A 20,547-nucleotide genomic window follows, 5' to 3' on the forward strand; every position below is an offset into this window, starting at 1 on the left:
ATATTTCTATGAAATTCAAATATTTAGTGAATCGTTTTTCATTATTACTTATAAGTATACTGCTTTGTTTTAATGGGTTTTCAAAGACTTTAAGCGGCAATTCAAAAGGAAAGGCTATCGGTTATATTATTGGGCAGAGTGAGGTATTTGACGGGCTTGTTTATAATTATTATGTCTCAGATGGTGCTTCGTTTTATTTTTTCAATGTAGAAAACGGTGAAATCGTTGCAAATCATAGTAGCTGGATAGAGGTAAAGTGGAACTGTGGAGCTACCTCGGGAAGAGTGACAGCATATGATGAGTATTACATCGAGTCTGCCTGTTTAGATGTGGTTATTGGTTCAGGCTTAACAGCAGGAACAATTAGCGGGAACCAAACGATTTGTTCGGGTTCTAGTCCAACACCCTTCACTCAAACATCTCCTTCTGGAGGGGATGGCATTTATACCTATCAGTGGCAGAGTTCGTCGAACGGTAGCACCTGGACAAATATCTCCGGAGCTACTGCGGCAACCTATTCAGCACCGACCCTGACAGCCACAACCTATTATCGCAGAAACGTAACCAACGGTTGTTATGGGACTGTTTCCAGCAGCGCAATCATGGTAACGGTGCTGCAGCAACAAACTTCACAGGATCAGAACTACATCTTAACCCATACTATTCGTAGATCGGGAGTTACCGACCCGACTTTGGTTTCTGGATTATCTGTAGAGGATGTTAACCAACAGGTTCAATACTTTGATGGCCTTGGTCGTCCATTGCAGGTCGTTACAGTACAGGGAAGTCCGAAAAAGCGCGACTTGGTGCAACCGATGGAATATGATGCTTTTGGTAGGGAGACAAAGACGTACCTTCCTTATGTTTCGCCAGATTGTCCCACAAGCGCTTATCGAAGCAATGCCTTAACAGCCGGACAAGGTGTGTGGGCACATTATAAGCTTACCACCCAATCCGTTGATACCACCAGTTTTCCGTTTTCGGAAACCATGCTGGAAGCTTCACCTTTAAACCGAGCGACTGAACAAGGTGCTCCGGGTAAAGCTTTCCGGGTGCTGAAAGATGCAATCGGAGGCAGCACCTTACTAGGTAATACTATAAAGACCGAATACGGCACCAATACAGCCACAGAAGCCAAACGGTGGACGGTTACCACTAATGGTGCTACCGGAACGACTAACTACGGAGTTGGTCAGCTACACAAGATAACGCTGATGGATGAAAATTGGAAAATAGCTAATGGTCAGGTTGGAAAGATGGAAGAGTTCAAGGATAAGCTAGGCAGGGTAGTATTAAAGCGTATCTATAACAAAAATCCGCAGGGAACAATTGAGACATTGTCAACTTATTATGCATATGACGATTTCGGTAACCTTCGCTACGTACTTCCTCCGGCAGTAACGGTAAGCAGCTTTGTCGAAACTGATGCTCAGTTCAAAGATCTGATGTATGGTTACCATTATGATGGTCGTAAGCGGGTAGTAGAGAAGAAGATTCCGGGAAAGGACTGGGAATACCTAGTGTACAACAAACTTGATCAATTGGTACTAACCCAAGATGGCAACCAACGGGCAGCAAAAGAATGGACTTATACTAAGTACGATGCGATAGGCAGGGTTACCAATACAGGTAAGTACGTGCATGCAACCGTAGTAACCCAAAGCCAGATGGTTGCAGCAGTGAATGCCGTCGCCACTTTATGGGAAAGCCGTCCCATCGGAAATGACTATACCAATGTAGCCTTCCCAACCAGTGGCGTAACACAACTGTATACGGTTAATTATTATGATGATTACTCGTTTCCTCAGGCGAGTATCTATCCGTATCAAACTGATACCTTAAACACCAAAAGTGATATGGTTCGCGGCCTGTTAACCGGTACGAAGGTAAATGTATTGGGTAGCGCCGATTTCCTCTGGACGGTGAATTATTACGATAAGGACGGTCGGGTGATCCAGCAACATAACCAGAATTATGTGGGTGGTAAAGATGTGATCAATACCAAGTACAGTTTTGTAGGTCAGCCGCTTGTGGTAAAACGGGTGCATACCGGGCGCAACGGCAATGCTGTTACCCTAATCAACTGGTATGAATACGATCACATGGGCCGTAAGAAACGCACCTTGCAAAAGGTCAACAGCGAACAGCGGATTATCCTTGCGGCCTATGACTACAATGAATTGGGCCAGCAGGTGGCTAAAAAGCTTAATTCCCGTAACAATGGCAATACGTACACGCAGACGGTTAAATACAATTACAACATCCGCGGCTGGCTGACTAAGATCAACGACCCGGCTGCAATGGGAACCGATAAGTTCGGCCTGACTTTAAAGTACGACAACGGAACAGATCCGCAGTACAACGGCAATATCTCGGGGATAGACTGGAAAGGAGCTAAGGTGAACCTGCTACAAAGTTATGCCTTTAGCTATGACAAGCTGAATCGTCTGATGAATGCCCAAAGTACAGCTGGAGGTAGTTATAATGAGCGAATCGATGGTTATGATTTAATGGGAAATATTCAAAAACTGAGCCGCAGGTCTATTGTCAATTCTGTTAGTACAGTGATTGATTCACTGACTTACACCTATAGCGGTAATCGTTTAACAGCAGTAGAGGATAAAGGAACCTCCGCAGCTGGGTTTGTGAACGGTAAAACCCAACCGAAAGAATATTTCTACGATGTTAACGGCAATATGACCCGGGACTATAATGCAGGACTGGATACGATCCTGTATAATTACCTGAATCTGCCAACCCTGATTAAGAAAGGTGCCCAAACGATTCGGTATGTGTATGATGCCGGAGGACTGAAGCTGCGAAGAATATCGGGAGGAACCATTGATTCATTGGAGTATGATAACGGTATCCAATATAGCGGCGGGTCGATTGATTTTCTGCAAACTGAAGAAGGCATGGCTTACCGGAACGGTACGAGTCCATATATCTACCGGTATAATTTGACAGACCACCTGGGTAATGTACGGGTAACGGTCAATGAAGATGGTTCGGTACTTCAAGAAGACAGTTATTATGCTTTCGGTATGCGGATGAGCCTAACAAACAATTCGATGCCATCTCCTCAAAACCGATATCTTTACAATGGGAAGGAAGAACAGGATGTAACCAATTGGCTGGATTATGGTGCTCGCTTCTATGATCCGACTTTAGGCAGGTGGAATGTGGTAGATCCACTGGCAGAATTGTCAAAAAGAAATAGTCCCTATATTTATGGCAAAAATAATCCACTTCGGTTTATAGATCCGGATGGAATGGCTGACAAGGATGTATTTGGAAGAAATAAATATGATGAAAATGGTATATACATCCCGCCTACAGATAGAGGGTCCGTTTCGGAGGGTATTAGCCAACAACAACAATCAACTGAAGGCTCATCAAATACATCTCAAACTAATAATGATAGGGAAAAGAAGAAAAATGAAAAGAATAAAGAAGATGCTCCATCTAGTAGCACAGGCGAGCAAGTAGAAGAAAAAGTAAAGGAAATTACTAATGATGTAGCGAGCTCATTTGTTCTTTTGGGAACCACTTTGTATTCAATAGTTGGAAATCAAATAGTAGTTGTTTGGAACGAAGGGCCCCATGAAGGTTTGGCTTACAATAGAAAATATTATAGTAGAGTCCCTTATAGACTAGTTGATTGGAAACTAGTTCCAACTAAAAATCCTGGAACTACGAGTTCAACAACTGAAAATGATATTGAATTGTTAAAATCATCTTCAAATGTACTTTTAACATTTATACCAGTTAAATCACCTTTTGTAACTGAGATACCTTTTGTAAATAAAGCAATCAATAAAGTTGTAGATTATGGTACAAAAAAAGCAATTAAAGTATCAAGAGATAAAGCATTAGAACAAATTAAATAAGAAAACTATGGATACTATCATTGAATTTTTAATCTATTATCTATTAAGTTATCCTGGTGCATTAATAAGATCTTTCTTTGTAAAAAAAAGTTTTAAAGATTTATTAGATGAGTCAATTACTTTTAATGCCGGGGTTTCAATTTTGTTGGCAGTTATTGTTTTGCTAGCATATTATTTTTTTAATTAATTCCACATTCGGCTAAGGTGTGTTACGAATGCAAGTACTGCAGCTACAGAGCAATGCCACCCGCTCGCACGCGTTTGCAACGCGTGCGAAATACTGTCAAGGGTTGCCTAATCGTTGTCGTAAGTCTTAACGTGGATACTTACAACTATAACCGAGGAACTTGACCCCGATGAATACGTGATAAAACTTAACAAAACCACCTGTAAAAGAGTGGTTTTGTTGCAGCAGCCCGTTGTTGAAGGTGTTAACCGATAGCGTCACTTTCAACAACTAATGAAACAGAAAACTCCGTCTGGCCAATGGCACTAACAATCCAATAAAAGAAAGCAACAAAACCATTCGGAAGGATGGTTTTGTTGCTTATTGACTTGGAATAAATTTTTCAGTTTTGCTTCACAATATTCACTCATTTGCCGCTTTTCGAAAGCTATTATAAAAATGGTAAAAAAAGTTAGAAGGTAATTTTAAAAATGGAAAAATCATTGGAGTAATCAAATTGTATGATTTCGATGGAGTTATTATTACAGAAGAAAATAATTGATGTCAACTTTGAAATGATTTTTTAACTACTTTTGACCAAAGTTTTGATTTTACGAGTTATTAGTGAGTTGAGTTATTTTAACTTGCTATAAGTATTTGATAGATATGTAGTTGTGTTGGTGTTAGGTCATCCTGCCACCCCGACCACAAGCTTAACAAGCAAAGTCAAAACCCTCTAAATTATATGATTTAGAGGGTTTTTTCTTTTTCTCCTATCATCTAAAATCAAAACAAATTGTAAGCTTCCCTGAACTTTTGGGATCAACTTTTTGAACGCTGGGTTATTTTAGTAGTTGTTTTGGATCATTATTTCTATCTGATTTATGCACTATGATATTTTTTAAAAAACCATACTTTCAATAGGTCTGCTGTAATGATATATACTGCAACAATCAATAACATGGCTCCCAGATTAATCATTGGCAATGGTGTCAAACCAATGTCATTTGAAAAGGGTAAATAAGTAAGCCCGATTGTGAGTATTAAAGCTATAGTGCTAAAAATAAAAAGATACTTGCCCGGTCTGCTTTTGAAAAAGTTTTTGTGTGTCCGGATGATGAAAACAATAAAAAGCTCTGAAAGAACTGATTCAATAAACCAACCGGTTTGAAATTCAGATTCTTTAACCTTCATTAAATAGTAAAGTATCAAAAAGGTAACAAGGTCGAATAATGAACTATGAACACCAAAAACAATCATATAATTACGAATGAGTTTCAGGTTCCATTTACCTGGTTTTTCCAATTGTTCTTTATCTACGTTGTCTGTTGTAACTGTCAAGAATGGAAAGTCAGTAAGAAAATTTGTTAAGAGTATTTGCTTGGGAAGCATGGGTAGAAATGGCAAGACCAAAGAAGCGGCAGCAACGCTGCACATATTACCAAAAGTAGAGCCCGTGCTGATGAATAAATATTTCATTGTGTTGGCAAAGGTTTTTCTTCCTTCTTTAATGCCATCGACCAATACCATCAAATCTTTTTCCATAAGCACAAAGTCGGCTGCTTCTCTGGCTACATCTACAGCATTCTCAACTGATATTCCTACATCGGTTGCGCTTATTGCTGATACGTCATTGATGCCATCGCCCATATAAGCGACTGTATAAGTTTGTTTGAGAGCCAAGATGATTCGTTCTTTTTGTTGTGGTTCTACTTCAGCGAAAATATGGGTTCTCTTTACCAGTTGTTTTAATGCTTCGGGACTGGTATTGAAAAGTTCTTTACCAGTCATGATTACAGGATTTTTAATTCCAATATTAATGGCAATGGATTCGGCTACATTTTTATTATCGCCTGTAATTATTTTTAAACCAACTTTGAGTTTGTGCAGTTCGTTAATTGTTTCTTCAATACCTGATTTCACCGGGTCATTCATCAGAATAAAACCGGCAAAAATCATATCTGTTTCAAGGTCTTTTGATATGTTGATTGTATCAATATTTCTGTAACAAATGCCAATGGCTCGCAAACCATTGATGCCAAATTGTTCAAACTTTTTTTCTAGCTCTTGTCTGTATGCTGAGATATCTTCAACACTTTCATTACTCAATTTAATTTTTGAGCAGATGTTTAGTATTTGTAAAAAAGCTCCTTTGCTGATGAGTAATTTCTCTTTTTCATTGCTTATGGCAATGCTCAGTCTTTTTCGGATGAAATCATAAGGAACTTCGCCGATTTTCTGTGAAAAAAAAATTGTATCGAGTTTCAGTTGTTTTAACGCTTTATCAATAGGGTTGGAATATCCTGTTTCTAAAGAAGCATTCCAAAAAGCCAGTTGCTTTACAAATTCGCTTTCTTGTCCTAGTCCATCTATCAAGCCTGCTATCTTGATAGCTCCTTCTGTTATCGTGCCTGTTTTGTCGGTGCATAATAAATTTACTTCTCCAAGGTTTTGGATAGAATTCAGTTTCTTTACAATCACCTTTTTCTCCAATAATCTCTTTGCTCCGGCACTCATGGCAATAGTAGTAATGGCTGGTAATAATTCAGGAGCCATTCCCACTGCCAACGCTAATGCAAACAGTGCTGATTCGATTATACCTTTATGATTTAATAAATTTACAACAAGAATAAATAGGGCTAATGTTAAGGTGATTTTCATCAGGAAAAAACCAAAATCTTTTATGCCTTTCTCAAATGTGGTTTCAATAGTTTTTGATGCACTTAATGCAATGCTCCCAAATATGGTGTTTCCACCAGTTTGAATGACCAATGCTTTTGCATGACCACTTACGATATTAGTTCCCTCCCAAAGGCAGTTTGTTCTTTTAGCAAGCACTGTTAGTTCATCCAATACACATGCTTCTTTTCTTGATGGATAGGATTCACCTGTTAAGCTGGATTCGTTGGCATGGAGTTCATTCGCTTCCATAATGAGGCAGTCGGCTGGCAGCATATCACCTGCATTTAGAATAATTACATCGCCCTTCACTATTTGAGTTGATATAATTTCCTGTGTCAGTCCATCTCGCAATACAGTCGCTTTTAAGGAAATTAAGGATTGAAGTTTTTCAACTACTTTCCCTGCATTTCTTTCTTGAAAAAAACTGAGCAATCCGGTTGATAAAACAATGAAGAAGATAATAAATACATCGGATGTATCGCCAAGGAATGCCGATATAATAACTGCTCCAATAAGTAAGAGCATAAGTGGACTTTTAAATTGGCTTGCAAAAAGTAAAATATCTTTTTTGAAAATTGATTTACTTTTAGGATGAAGTCCTTTTTCAAGTAGGATTTTGTCGGCTGTAACTTGTGATAATCCTTGCTCTGAACTATTTAATTGCTGTAGCCAATAGTTGGTGTCGAATTGCCAAAATCTATTTTCTGTTGTTTGCATAAGGTATTTTTTTATTGTTGTTTGTGAGTCACCTTGATGCTTAAAAAATATTTGAATTGTTCTATCGGTCAATTACTGCTAACGGGTAGGTTGTTGCTATTGCAGGTTTCAGAGCGCTTCACTATCCACCATTGCAAAACCAGAAAGCGCCGCACTTGAAATGGCCACAAGCCGATGTTGAACTAAACCTTCGGTAGTTATAATTACCGCAAGATTTAAGGTTTGCGAAAGTATTAAACAGTTATTAACATGACAATAAAAGAATCCTGAAGCATTACAGGAAGACACCAAGCTTAATCGCACCCCAAGTGATGTTTCCAGAGTTGATTTAAATTTGATAGGAGTAATCATCGGCTTCAGAAATTATTAAATTTAATTTGATGATAAAGTCTCTCTGCATCTTCAAGCCTGCATAATTCAGTTCCTGCATTTAAAGTGGCAGCAGTTCCGCAGGAAACGCCATATTGTACTGCTGACAAAAGATCCATTCCTCTTGATAAACTCAGTACGATTCCCGCAACCATACTGTCACCGGCACCTACAGTACTTTTTCGCTTAACCGCAGGAGGAATAATCGTTTTTGCTATATCTCCCGTTATCAATCTAGCTCCGGCAGCTCCCATTGACACTACAACAATTTCGCATTTTCTTTTTTTTATTAGTTGCCTAGCTGCATCATCCAGCATATCAGTATCTAACTCTTCCTTGCCCACTAAAGCACTTATTTCGCCCAGATTGGGTTTTAAAAGATAAACTCCTTCATTAACAGCGTGATTTAATGCATCGCCGGATGTATCTACGATTAATTTCGCTTTTTTTTGTTTTGAAATTTTTGCGATTTGAGCATATACATCCAATGGAACTCCCGGAGGCAGACTTCCACTGGCCACAATAAATTCCAGGTCTTTAAACTGATCTAGAGCCTTTAAGCAAGCGGTCCATTCATCTTCAGAAAGTGGTGAGCCAGGCATTCCAAATCGGTATTGTTGATTGGTACTAAGATCATTGATGATGATGTTTTCTCTGGTCTCGCATTTAGCTTCAATTATAACAGATGTGATGGACTCATCTGATAGTAATTTATTAAAGTATTTGCCTGTATATCCTCCTGAAGGGAAAATTGCTGTAGCTTCTCCTTTCAGTTTTTTAATTGCTCTCGACACATTAATGCCGCCTCCACCAGGCTCTAGTTTCAAATCATTACATTGTAATTTCTTTTCAGGTACAAGGGAACTTACAGTCGCACTTTTGTCGATGCAGGGACTAAAGGTGATCGTTACAATTGATGACATGGATTTATTGTTAGTTCTTGATACTAATTATTATGATTTACCTGCTAAGGAGAATATTCAAAGCTTTCCAGTCCTTAATATGTTCACTTAGTAATTTCAGAATTGCAAGTAGCGGAAGTGACAGAACCATTCCGGATGCTCCCCATAAAATACCGCCTATAATAATTGCAATGATTGACGCCCAGGTATTAATATTCAATTGAGCTCCAACAACCATAGGGAAGATTAGGTTGGCCTCCAGGTATTGTACAAAACCGAAAACAGCAATTACTCCTAAAGGATACCAAAGAGAATCGGTACTTAACCATGCCACTGAAATAGGTAGTAATGAACTGACTATAATTCCAACATAGGGTATTATTGTCATAATTGCAGTTAGTATTCCAAACAGAATAGCATGCTCAATCCCCAGCAATAGCAAGCCAAGACTATTGAGTACACCTACAATAATGTAAACTACAATCATCCCTTTTACATAATTGAAATAAGTTTTGATCGTTTTTTCTAAAATAGAATGAAGGTCGGCTTTATATCTTTTCCCAACCAATTCTTCAAGAGCACCCACAAATGTTTTTACTTATATTAAAAATGAAATTTGAAAGCCAGTTGTTTTGGGTATCAATTGTTACTTTCCAATTTTCGTTGAGCCAAAGGCTAATATCAGAAAGTAAAAGTTCGACCTTCCCGATCAGTGAAGGCAGATCATTTTGAAAAGTTCTTGCTTCCAAAATCAGTATCCAGATGAGTAAGCCTGAGGCACTGAATAAAATCAACATTGAAATGCTGATTGCAAATGTTTTAGTACACTTTTTATTCTCTAACCATCTGCAAACAGGATAAAGAATAATGGCTATTAAGAGGCCAAAAAAAAGTGGAATAAATAAGGTCTTACCAAAATAAAGTACAAGAGTGCTTAGTACAGTTATTTGAAGATAACGCAATATAGTAGCTGATATTACCGACATACTTTAGTAAAGCTGTTTGTTTAAAGTATTCTGCTATATGTAGTTAAATAAGTAATTGTTTACTCCATGACCTTGCCTTAAAAGCGAGAATAATTAATATGAATCCGATTGTGACAGAATAGGCGGCTATTAACCAAATTAATGCTAAGGCTCCCGCTCCCGGATTTACAATCACCCAAAGTCCAAACAACATCGAAATGATTCCGTTTAAAGCAAGCCAGGCTTCATTTTCTATTTCCTTTCTTAATCTTATGGCTGCTATTAGCTCGAGTATTCCGTTGAACAGTGCCCTAAATCCCATAAAAATAACAAGGTATACTGCTGATAAAGCAGGGTAGATTAATGTCAGTATTCCAACCGCCATACTGACAATTCCTATAACAAGCATAAAATTCCAATTTTCAGAAGTCTTTTTATGCTGAAGCGAGACCGCTATAGCTGAGATCCCATCGGCAATTGCATAAATCGCAAACAAAATTAGAAGTGATATTAAGGTAATGCCTGACAGGCTGAAGGCTATAATGCCAAAAATGATACTTAAAATCCCTCTGATTAACAACGACCACCAGGTTCGGTTCAGAAACGTTTTCATAATAAGTACTTAGGGTAATTCTTATAATTTACAAGTAAATAAACTTTATTGCAAACCTACTTTGCGCTATATGCGTGAGAAGGTAGGTACAGATTATTAAGTGAATTCAGGTCGTGCATTAAAAGCGGTTTAAATTGCTTCTTTTCTTTTCTTATTTTTTTGCTCACTGATTTTAAAAAATCGGCTTCAGTATCACTTAACTTTTCATAATGACGAGGCTGCAATAAATCAATGGCAGTTGTCAGATCATCATAATATTCAAGATCAAGAGCAGCCTTTTCAATCTCTTTAAGTTTAGCTTGGGAGCAGATTTTTACAGGAAACCCATTGCCAAGCTTTTGGTTGAATATGAAAATATTGTATAAAATGTCTCGAAGATTCTTCCTCAAAAGTATCAGGTTATCTTCTTGTTCTTTGTTTTCAAGCAATAGTTTAATTTTTGCTACTTTATCCTGAATGAAATTTTCAATTGTTGTCTGATGAATACTCTTAGGTAAGTGCTCATGCAATTCCTCTTTTGCATCAGGCAATGGATTTTTGTGAATAGCCTGATGTAGTTTCAACTTCCAATTGTTAAGCTCTTCTGTTAGTTGATTAGGGTAGTTCTTAATTTCATTTGCTGAAAGGTTAATGTTCTTAATTTTGTGTTCAAGCCATTGCAAATCCCGAACGATTCCTAAATAACCATAAACAGTTTTCATTTCATTAGGAAGTTTTAATGTAGAATCATTGGCCGATTCAATGTTTACAATGCGTAAAAAGGCCCTTAATTGCTTAAATTCTTTCCATAAGCTATAAACATTTTCTGATTCGGGTTCATCAATCAGTTTATCAAAGAGTTTCCTGAAATCCCTGAAATAAAAATTTAATATATGTACTATTTCATCTTTGTTCATTGTTATTTATGTGCTATAAAAACAGGAGTTTTATAATTCATAATAATTTCAGAGATAAAACTCCTTCTAAAGAATTCCGACAAACCCGACCTACCGAATGCACCTGCTATCAGTAAGGGATTTTTCTGACCTGCAAGCCATGACATAAATTCATATTTCGCATTTGCTCCGAATTTGAATAGGGTAAGGTCTTTGAAATGTCTTGCTGCCAACTCCTCAATATACACCTGGTCAGGTATTGAATCATTACCCAGATAGATAAGTGCTGTTTTTTTCTGGCGCCATTCCGGAAACAGGTACGAATATTGTTTAATTGCGTATACAGATGCTTCTGTGCCATCGTAGGTTAAAATTATACTCGAAGGAAAATGAAATTTCTCCTCAGGAACTAATATTATAGGGCATTCCGTATCCCGTAACACCGATCGCATATATTCATTTGGTTGTTCTCCTCCTACATTTTTGTAAAACAAATCACTACTAATAATAACCAGATCGGCAAACCGGCTTTCTTTATTTATTTCACTTAAGGCATAAGCTCCTAATCCGTTATGTATTCTAAAATCAATACCGTTATTTAAACAAAGCGCCTCAAAGCGTTTAATGCTTATTTTTGCTCTTTGCTCGTCGTCTTCTCCTAATCCCCAATCAGTAAAAACCAGTCCACCTCCAAAACCATATTGAAAAGCGGTTGCATAATCCCTGTTGCTCAAAAAAACACCGGTCAACAAAACAGGGTTCATGCTGTTCATATGACAGGCAAAATCAAATGCAGCCTCTGAGAAGTTGGATCCATCAAAAATCAACACTATCTTTTTCATGATAAATTTATTTTTTGATTCAATTAATTATTATTCTGAAGCATTAATTCAGCTTCAGCATTATTAATGTTTTTAATTCCTGTTAATAGTGCATCTGGATTAAATGAAATACTACTGATACCCCGTTCAACGAGAAATCGGGTAAACTCTGGATAATCACTTGGAGCTTGTCCGCATAGACCGATTTTTTTGCCCAAAGCATTTGCTTTGTCGATTGCCATTGTGATCATTTGTTTTACAGCAGGATGTTGTTCATTAAAAAGTGGAGCGATCAGTGCGGTATCCCTATCGATGCCTAGAACAAGTTGAGTAAGATCATTTGACCCGATCGAAAAACCGTCAAAAACTCTTGCAAAGTTCTCGGCATCTAATACATTGCTGGGTATTTCGGCCATAACATAGATTTTTAAGCGATTTTCATTGCGTTTTAATCCAAAGGATTGCATCAAAGCAACAACTTTTTCACCTTCTTCAGCGGTACGGCAAAACGGAATCATTATTTTCACATTTTCCAGGCCCATTTCCTCTCTAACCATTTTTAGGGCCTTACATTCCAAACGAAATCCTTCCTTATACAGATCGCTGTAATATCGTGATGCACCTCTGAAACCAATCATCGGATTTTCTTCTTTGGGCTCAAAGTCAACACCTCCAATCAAATTAGCATACTCATTAGTTTTAAAATCACTTGTTCTAACGATTACTTCTTTTGGATAAAAGGCTGCAGCAATGGTGGCAATGCTTTCAGTAAGCTTTTCTATGAAATAGCTTTCTTTATCGGCATAATTATGAGTAAGTGTTTCAATTCTTTCTTTTACATTTTCATCCTTTAACTCATTGAATTTAACCAGTGCCATTGGATGAATTTGTATAGAATTAGCTATTATAAACTCAAGTCTCATTAATCCAACACCATCATTTGGATAAAAGGAAAGTTTAAACGCTTTTTCAGGGTCTCCTACAATCATCATCACATCTGTAGTTTTAGGCATTGTAACGGATGACAGATCGATTATTTTCGTCTCAAATGGAATTTTTCCAGCATATACAAATCCGGTTTTACCTTCGCTGCAAGAAACTGTTATCAGGTCGCCATCTTTAATTTTATCTGTAGCGTTACCTGTTCCTACAATAGCAGGAACACCCAGTTCTCTGGCTACAATTGAGGCATGGCTTGTGCGTCCTCCTTTATTGGTAATAATGGCCGCAGTCTTTTTTAAAACTGGATCCCAGTCGGGGCTCGTAATATCCGTTACAACTATATCCCCATCCTTTAATCGGTCACTTTCATTGGTTGATTTTAATACTCGGGCTGTTCCAGTAGCGATTTTGCTTCCAATCGCTACTCCTTCAATAACTGTCTTGCCTTTACCGTTAAGCTTAAATTCTATAATTTGTTGGTGATCAGCTTGAGAATGTACAGTTTCAGGCCTTGCCTGAGTAATGAATAACTCATTTGTCAGGCCATCTTTGGCCCATTCTATATCCATTGGCCGTTGGTAATGTTCCTCTATTTTATAGGCCCATTTAGCCAGCTTGTGAACCTCATTATCTGTTAAAACAAACTGGTCCCGTTTTGCTAAGGGGGTGTCGGTGTTGATGATTGTTGAATTTTCCGATTCATCATAAATCATGGTTTTTGCTTTTTCTCCTAATCTTTTTTGAATAATGGCTTTCTTGCCTTTCAGTAAAGTAGGTTTAAAAACAAAATATTCATCAGGCGTTACAGTTCCTTGTACTATGTTTTCTCCAAGTCCCCAAACTCCTGATATATGGATCAGCTCACGAAAACCAGATTCAGGATCCAATGTAAACCCTATACCGGAACATGCCATATCCGAGCGAACCATTTTTTGTACACCTACAGACAGTAGCACACTATGGTGCGCAAAGTCTTTATCTATTCTATATTTTATAGCCCTATCTGTATACAGGGATGCAAAGCATTGCTGTACTGCATTTAAAAGCGCTTGCTCCCCTCTGATATTAAGATAGGATTCATGTTGTCCAGCAAAGCTTGCCGATGGTAAATCTTCCGCCGTGGCACTACTCCGTACAGCAACCTCAATTTGTGATGCTCCCGATAGGTGATGATATGCTTCAACTATTGCCTGAGCGATTGCAGGAGGTAGCTTTCCTTTTAAGAAGAGTTGCCGGGCTTCTGATCCGGTTTCTTTAAGATTGGAGAATGATTGTTTGTCTAGCTGTTGCATTACAGTCTGCAGTGGCAGTTGTAACTGGTTATACTCAATAAAAGTACGAAACGCGTCAGCTGTTACAGCAAAACCGTCAGGCACATTTATTCCACGTGGAGTAAGATGTATAATCAGTTCACCCAATGATGCATTTTTACCTCCAACTAACGCAATATCATTTAGTGTGATATCCTTAAATTGTTTAATGAAAGTAACCATAGTAATACGTTGTTTACTATAAAGTTAACCTCATTGTGGTTCTGCTTTTATGAGCAATATCAGGTAAATGGTTGATTTATATCAAGCAGCGATAATTATGCAGAAACAAGTTTCTATTTTGTTCAATTTATATCCTGATTTCTATCACAAGGATACTTGATTATTGTCATGCTAATTGATCTGGTAGGATGGTAAATTTAGTTTATATGTGATAAAAATTAAGACTATGATAGGTGAGCTAAATGATGATCAAATATTCGAGGTACTTAGAAGTCAGACCATAGGGCGTATTGGCTGCCATGTGGATGAAACAACGTATATAGTTCCGGTAAGTTATGTTTTTGACGGAACGTATATTTATGCACATTCAAAGGAAGGCATGAAAATTAAAATGATGCGCCAAAATCCACAGGTGTGCTTTGAAGTGGAGGAGGTGGAGAGCGCAGCAAGCTGGAGATCTGTAATTGCATGGGGAGAATATGAAGAGCTCCATAACAATGAAGACCGTAATGCTGCAATGCAATTACTGATAAAGCATTTTTTGCCTTCGATTCAGAATGAATCGATATTGCTTTCTCATGGTTTGGGAACCTATAAAGTAGCGGTCGTTTACCGGATTCGCTTAGATAAGAAAGTGGGTAGGTTTGAAAAACACTAAACTTACATTAATAATTATATGATGCATTTTTCTTAATTTGATAGGTGTTTACTATATACATTTCTAAAAATTAATGAAAATTGAGAATAACTTATATAGTACAAGAAACGAGAATCGTCAATTTGAGGCTCTTTTTGATTTTGCAGCAATTGGAATTGTATTGATTAATGAAACCGGTGAAATTATAAACTTTAACAGGCAAGCTGAATTACAGTTTGGTTATAAAAAAGAAGAGGTGATAGGCTGTCCTGTTGAATTGCTGATTCCGATAAAATTTCATCAAAACCACTCCAAATTCAGGGATGATTTTTATAAAAATCCGCAGAACAGACCAATGGGTAGCGGCCGGGATTTATATGCACAACGGAAGGATGGAAATGAGTTTCCGGTAGAAGTAAGTCTGAGCTATTACAATACCAATGGTGATATGAATGTGGTTGCTTTTATTATTGATATAACCGTACGGAAAGGAAACGAAGCAATTGTTTTAAAGCAAAAAGAAGAGCTGGAATCTTTTAATGATAGAATTCAGCAAATGAATTCAGAGTTAGAACAAAAGATTGAAGACCGTACAAAAATGTTAAAAGAGACACTTGCTGAACTTGAAAAATCAAAAAATGAGGTTAGTGATGCCTTGGAAAGAGAAAAGGAACTTAGCGATTTAAAATCACGGTTTGTAACCATGGCTTCTCATGAGTTCAGAACACCCTTAAGTACCATTTTATCATCTGCATCATTGATTGAGCATTATAACGAAAGTGATGAAAGTGAGAAGAGGCTAAAACATATACAACGCATTAAAAGTGGAGTTACCGCTTTAAAAAGCATTCTTGAAGATTTTTTATCACTGGGAAAGTTAGAAGAGGGTTCTGTTCAAGCCAAACCGGAGTTGGTGGATGCTGAATTCCTTATCATCGAAATGGAGTCGGTAATACAAGATATGCAGCAACTGGTAAAATTGGGACAAACAATAGTTTATTCGTGCAACCTTACTGGAAAAGTATTTATTGATTGTTCGCTTTTTAAAAATATTGCCGTTAACCTAATCTCTAATTCGATTAAATTCTCTTCTGAAAATTCAGTTATAGAAGTTGCCTGCTCAAATACCAGCCAATATTTTATTTTTAAGGTGAAAGATAACGGAATTGGAATTTCAGAAGAAGACCAGAAACATTTGTTCGAACGTTTTTTCAGAGCTAAAAATGCTATTAATGTGCAAGGTACTGGGTTAGGTTTACACATTATTGCTAAATACCTCGAAATGATGAACGGCAGTATTGAAATAAAAAGTGAGCTTAATAAAGGCTCAGATTTTACTGTTAAAATTCCACAGGTCAACCATGAATAAAGAAGTCAAAATTTTGTTAATTGAAGATAACCAGGAAGTAAGAGAAAATACTGCTGAGATTCTTGAATTGTCAAATTATAGCGTGTTAACTGCCGATAACGGCAAAACCGGAGTTGAACTGGCATTAAAGGAGATTCCTGATCTTATTATTTGTGATATCATGATGCCTGTATTAGACGGATATGGTGTACTGCATCTAATTAGTAAACATGATGAAACGGCTGGTATTCCTTTTATCTTTTTATCGGCTAAGTCGGAGAAATTTGATTTCAGAAAAGGTATGGAGTTGGGAGCAGATGATTATTTAACCAAACCTTTTGATGAGCATGATTTGCTTAAAGCAGTTGACATGCGTTTAAAGAAATCTCATTTGACTAAAAAGGAATATACTAACGATGAGAAAGGATTATCCGATTTTTTTAAGACTGTAAATGGTGTGGAAGGTTTTCAGTTTACAGATCAGGATTATGAACATTTTTGGTATAAGAAAAAGCAATTATTATACATGGATGGCCATCGACCGCTTAATATTTTTTTTCTTATTAAGGGAAAAATTAAAACATACAAAATAAGTGAGGATGGGAAAGAACTTATAACAGGAATGTACGGTCCCGGCGATTTTTTGGGATATACCGCAATCTTAGAAGAAAGCTTTTACATGGAAAATGCTGAAATAATTGAAGATTCGGAACTCATTCACATTCCTCAAAAGGATTTTCTGCAATTGATAAATACGAATAACCAGATAGCACGACAGTTTATTAAACTTTTAACTCGTAATGTATTGGAGAAGGAAGAACAACTCTTAACGCTTGCTTATAATTCTCTTCGCAAAAGGGTTGCTAATGGGTTATTGCAGGTTGCCGAAAAATTTAAGGACTTAGAGAACGACAAGTTAAAGATCGATTTGTCAAGGGAAAACTTGGCTCATATTATTGGTACTGCAACTGAATCACTTATCAGGACATTAAGCGATTTTAAGAATGAAAAGTTAATCGATATCAATGATGGAAGGATCATTATCCTGGAGAAGGAAAAGCTGAAAAAATTATTGTTTTGAGCTGATTACAATCAGGCTGAACCAATCACCTCACTACTTTCTTTAATTACATTTTGAAACCTTGTTTTACTGATGCCAATTGATGAGAGAATGGTATGGTCAGCACAAATTTCTTTACACAGTATGATGCCATTTTCCAGTAATTTCATTTTTTCAACTGCTGATAATGTCGTTAAACAAGTAATTGGGTAAAGAGATTTGCTGTCTATGCTTTCTCGGATGCTTTTTTCTGCCGGATAATCCCAGCTGATTAGCTTTAATCCCATGCATTCCCCATATTTTATAGCATCAAGCGAGAATTTTGTATTGGTAACCACCCATCCCTGGTCAAATGTTATTGTTTTATTATTCAACGGAATAGCTTGATTTATCAGATCATTAAATCTTGAATTGATATAAAGTGGAATTTTTACATCACACATATAACCAACCTGGTTATGGAACTTACATTCGAGCATGTAATAATGATCGTCTTTACTCGCAATTATATCGATCTCATGGTTAATGCAATGTCCGTGCGCAATGACATTTAAAAATGTGCTGTATCCCTGATGTTTTAATATTTCTGCATAAAACTTTTCAAAAGGAAAACCGGAAGGTCCCAGCTGCATAATAGCTCTTTTTAAGTTATACTTTGCAGCAATTGCATGCGGTTGTTTTTTTAACAGCTGAAAGGCTATTGAATAGATCTCTTTAGTACTTATTCCATCATATAGCTTGTTTTTTATATTATCAATAATAGCGCTTATTGCTACATCTGTGGCTCCAGCCCGACTCAGCGACTGTTCAAGTTTCCATTCCGAAAACGGAGCTTTCTCTCCGGAGGCTTTTGTTATAATGATAGACATAAATATATAATGGAATGTACTTAGGTAAAGTTAATGTTATTGGTTTACCAACAGTACCAGAATCAAAAACACTGTGCGGCTTATTTGATTTGCCGATTGATCATTCATTGTCAATCCTGTTTTCTTCAATTCTATCATCTAATGATTTATGTTTAATGGCATCTGCACTTAACTGAAAACCCTCATAATTTTGGCGAGACAATGTCCAATCGTCTGTTAATGATGTTTCGATCCATAGGTTACCCGATTTACGGAATATTTGAGCCGACAACCCTAGTTTTTCCCAAAAATCTTTTTCTACCATTGCAACAGTCCGATCTTCGCTTATATCAATTGTATTTGAATTGCCATTTGCTAAATAGTTAATTAATAAATCTTTTGAATCTATCTGATCCGATTTAGGCGAGGCTTTTTTTGTTTCATGCTGATGCCGGAAGAACTCGACTTTCAAATACGAGTATTCCTTGTTAAAATTACGTTGCAGGTCCGTTACAGTTGCATTGTTATCAATTCTTAAAGTAGTCATGGTCATATAGTTCTTAAATGAAAATAGTAGTTTACGTAGACAGATTAAGGGATTCTTGTTCAATATTATCGTTCTCTGTACCAAGATCAGGATGAAGTTCATGAGGCCCTTTTTGCTGTAAAGCCCAGCAATTAATATTTTTGAATATAGTTACCGCAATATTATTAAGGGCTTCTTTGGTAGCAAAAGCCTGATGCGGAGTGATGAGTACATTAGAATAACTCAATAGTTTTTTAAGCAAGGGATCATTAACCTTTTTTTCTGAATGATCATAAAAGAACACGTCCTTTTCATGTTCATATACGTCAGCCCCATAATATCCAATTTTACCTTTTTCTATACCTTCAATAATATCTTGTGTATTAACTATGCCGCCACGTGCCGTATTTATAATCATTACCCCCTGGCGCATAAAGTCAATCATTTCTTTGTTGATCAGGTATTCTGTTCGTTCGTTTAATGGTAGGTGTAAAGTGATAATATCTGAGTTTTTACATAGTGTTTTTAAATCAGCATAATGCAGCTGATATTTCGATATTAGCTGTTCATTCCTGATCTTATCATAGCCAATCAGGTTGCAGTCAAAACCACTTAAAATTTGGGTTACAGCACTTCCGATTTTTCCGGTGCCAACAATTCCTACCGTTTTGTGATGTAACGTTGAACCTAACAGATTATCAATTTTAAAGTTGTATCGCTGAGTTTGTTGATAAGCCAACGTAAGTTTCCTGATTAGTGCAAGCATCAAACCTATTGCGTGCTCAGCAATACTAAAAGGGGAGTAGTCAGGAACATTTGCAACAGTTATTCCTAATGCTGCTGCTTTTTTAAGATCGACATGGTCAAAACCTGTGGCTCTAACGGCGATGTATTTTATATTATACTCTTTTAGTTTAACAAGAACCGGGGCAGAAGCATCATCGCCTGTAAAAATGCAAACCACACCAGCTCCCTTTGCAAGATGGACTGTATTGAGTGATAATGACTCTGTAACCATCACTAATTCTAATGAGGTAGTATTTGCGCTGATCAAATACTTCTTCTCAAATTCTCTGGTGCTGAAGACTATAACTTTCATGACCATAAAATTTATGTTTATAGTATAAAGTTATGTTGATATACACACTGTAGTTATGAGTTTAATCAAAGGGATGAATGATTTTCATCAACTTAGTAGCCATGTATACATGAAAGGGTAGGTGAGACATTCTTTAGGGTGGATCATCAGAATATCATTGTGTCAATATTGAATACATACTTTAACAATTCATCGAGTGTATAAATGTCAACTGATGAAGGAATCAGCCACAAGACTAATAATAATAATAGACGGGGGAAAATGTGTTCAAGATCAACAATTGTTTGCATAACACTAAATGCCAAGGTCACCAGTAAGATGTCAATACTTAGTAAAGATAATGCAATGCCTCTGAAGAGTCCGAGTATCAATAGTATCCCACCTATACATTCAGAAATACTTGTTGCATAAGCACTGAAGGATAGTATCCACTTAGGGTAGTTTTTACCTGCTAATTGTTCTCCAAAAAAATCAGCAACATGTTTGCTGCCTACCTTGAATAATCTGGAGTATCCCTGGCTGACAAATATAATTCCGAGAAAAAGTCTTGTTACAAGTGCTGCTATTGAAAATCCTATATGATAAGTTTCCATA

Annotated in this window: 18 protein-coding genes; 5 read left to right on the forward strand and 13 right to left on the reverse strand. The window is 37.0% G+C overall.

The window, feature by feature from the left end; all coding sequences use genetic code 11:
• The first annotated feature begins 8 nt into the window (after positions 1-8).
• Complete coding sequence (locus SOLCA_RS07120) at positions 9-3,890, forward strand: DUF6443 domain-containing protein (protein WP_014679765.1); 3,882 nt, start codon at positions 9-11, stop codon at positions 3,888-3,890.
• 7 nt (positions 3,891-3,897) lie between these two features.
• Positions 3,898-4,077: a hypothetical protein gene (locus tag SOLCA_RS07125; protein ID WP_014679766.1), complete on the forward strand. Its 180-nt coding sequence runs from the start codon at positions 3,898-3,900 to the stop codon at positions 4,075-4,077.
• 861 nt (positions 4,078-4,938) lie between these two features.
• Here the strand turns inward: SOLCA_RS07125 and mgtA are convergent.
• The 9 genes from mgtA to ppsA all read right to left on the reverse strand — a co-directional run bounded on the left by mgtA (position 4,939) and on the right by ppsA (position 14,435).
• Positions 4,939-7,455: a magnesium-translocating P-type ATPase gene (gene mgtA / locus SOLCA_RS07130; RefSeq protein ID WP_014679767.1), complete on the reverse strand. Its 2,517-nt coding sequence runs from the start codon at positions 7,453-7,455 to the stop codon at positions 4,939-4,941.
• A 108-nt stretch (positions 7,456-7,563) separates the two neighbouring features.
• Positions 7,564-7,806, reverse strand: coding sequence for a hypothetical protein (locus tag SOLCA_RS07135; RefSeq protein WP_014679768.1), 243 nt, complete (start codon positions 7,804-7,806; stop codon positions 7,564-7,566).
• A gap of 5 nt (positions 7,807-7,811) precedes the next feature.
• Entirely contained in the window at positions 7,812-8,747 is a 936-nt protein-coding gene (locus SOLCA_RS07140; protein WP_014679769.1) for a 1-phosphofructokinase family hexose kinase, read from the reverse strand.
• 37 nt (positions 8,748-8,784) lie between these two features.
• A complete protein-coding gene (locus SOLCA_RS23755; protein ID WP_052308561.1) occupies positions 8,785-9,312 on the reverse strand; it encodes an AI-2E family transporter in 528 nt (175 codons plus the stop codon).
• Positions 9,299-9,712 carry an AI-2E family transporter gene (locus SOLCA_RS23930; protein WP_042479466.1) on the reverse strand — a complete coding sequence of 138 codons (414 nt, stop codon included), beginning with the start codon at positions 9,710-9,712 and terminating at the stop codon, positions 9,299-9,301. The genes SOLCA_RS23755 and SOLCA_RS23930 overlap by 14 nt, the downstream gene beginning before the upstream one ends.
• Before the next feature lie 43 nt (positions 9,713-9,755).
• Positions 9,756-10,304, reverse strand: coding sequence for an HdeD family acid-resistance protein (locus SOLCA_RS07155; RefSeq protein WP_014679770.1), 549 nt, complete (start codon positions 10,302-10,304; stop codon positions 9,756-9,758).
• Positions 10,305-10,360: 56 nt separating this feature from the next.
• Positions 10,361-11,200 (reverse strand): CHAD domain-containing protein, encoded by an 840-nt coding sequence (locus tag SOLCA_RS07160; RefSeq protein ID WP_014679771.1) that lies wholly within the window; start codon positions 11,198-11,200, stop codon positions 10,361-10,363.
• Positions 11,201-11,202: 2 nt separating this feature from the next.
• A complete protein-coding gene (locus SOLCA_RS07165; RefSeq protein WP_014679772.1) occupies positions 11,203-12,021 on the reverse strand; it encodes an adenine nucleotide alpha hydrolase family protein in 819 nt (272 codons plus the stop codon).
• 23 nt (positions 12,022-12,044) lie between these two features.
• Complete coding sequence (gene ppsA, locus SOLCA_RS07170; protein ID WP_014679773.1) at positions 12,045-14,435, reverse strand: phosphoenolpyruvate synthase; 2,391 nt, start codon at positions 14,433-14,435, stop codon at positions 12,045-12,047.
• A 226-nt stretch (positions 14,436-14,661) separates the two neighbouring features.
• Between ppsA and SOLCA_RS07175 the strand changes: the two genes are divergently transcribed.
• The 3 genes from SOLCA_RS07175 to SOLCA_RS07185 all read left to right on the forward strand — a co-directional run bounded on the left by SOLCA_RS07175 (position 14,662) and on the right by SOLCA_RS07185 (position 17,501).
• Positions 14,662-15,093, forward strand: a complete 432-nt coding sequence (locus SOLCA_RS07175; protein ID WP_014679774.1) for a pyridoxamine 5'-phosphate oxidase family protein — start codon at positions 14,662-14,664, stop codon at positions 15,091-15,093.
• A 73-nt stretch (positions 15,094-15,166) separates the two neighbouring features.
• The gene (locus SOLCA_RS07180) at positions 15,167-16,441 is read left to right on the forward strand and encodes a PAS domain-containing sensor histidine kinase (protein WP_014679775.1); all 1,275 of its coding nucleotides are present in this window, start codon (positions 15,167-15,169) and stop codon (positions 16,439-16,441) included.
• Positions 16,434-17,501 (forward strand): response regulator, encoded by a 1,068-nt coding sequence (locus SOLCA_RS07185; RefSeq protein ID WP_014679776.1) that lies wholly within the window; start codon positions 16,434-16,436, stop codon positions 17,499-17,501. Before SOLCA_RS07180 ends, SOLCA_RS07185 begins: the two co-directional genes overlap by 8 nt.
• Positions 17,502-17,512: 11 nt before the next feature.
• Here the strand turns inward: SOLCA_RS07185 and SOLCA_RS07190 are convergent, their stop codons facing one another.
• The 4 genes from SOLCA_RS07190 to SOLCA_RS22215 all read right to left on the reverse strand — a co-directional run bounded on the left by SOLCA_RS07190 (position 17,513) and on the right by SOLCA_RS22215 (position 20,546).
• Positions 17,513-18,349, reverse strand: a complete 837-nt coding sequence (locus SOLCA_RS07190) for an ATP cone domain-containing protein (RefSeq protein WP_014679777.1) — start codon at positions 18,347-18,349, stop codon at positions 17,513-17,515.
• Between the two features lie 100 nt (positions 18,350-18,449).
• Positions 18,450-18,875, reverse strand: coding sequence for a hypothetical protein (locus SOLCA_RS07195; RefSeq protein ID WP_042479469.1), 426 nt, complete (start codon positions 18,873-18,875; stop codon positions 18,450-18,452).
• 31 nt (positions 18,876-18,906) lie between these two features.
• A complete protein-coding gene (locus SOLCA_RS07200) occupies positions 18,907-19,953 on the reverse strand; it encodes a 2-hydroxyacid dehydrogenase (protein WP_014679780.1) in 1,047 nt (348 codons plus the stop codon).
• A gap of 146 nt (positions 19,954-20,099) precedes the next feature.
• Positions 20,100-20,546, reverse strand: coding sequence for a DoxX family membrane protein (locus tag SOLCA_RS22215; protein WP_014679781.1), 447 nt, complete (start codon positions 20,544-20,546; stop codon positions 20,100-20,102).
• Position 20,547: the final 1 nt, after the last annotated feature.

The sequence above is a fragment of the Solitalea canadensis DSM 3403 genome (assembly GCF_000242635.2).
GTDB classification, from domain to species: Bacteria; Bacteroidota; Bacteroidia; order Sphingobacteriales; family Sphingobacteriaceae; genus Solitalea; species Solitalea canadensis.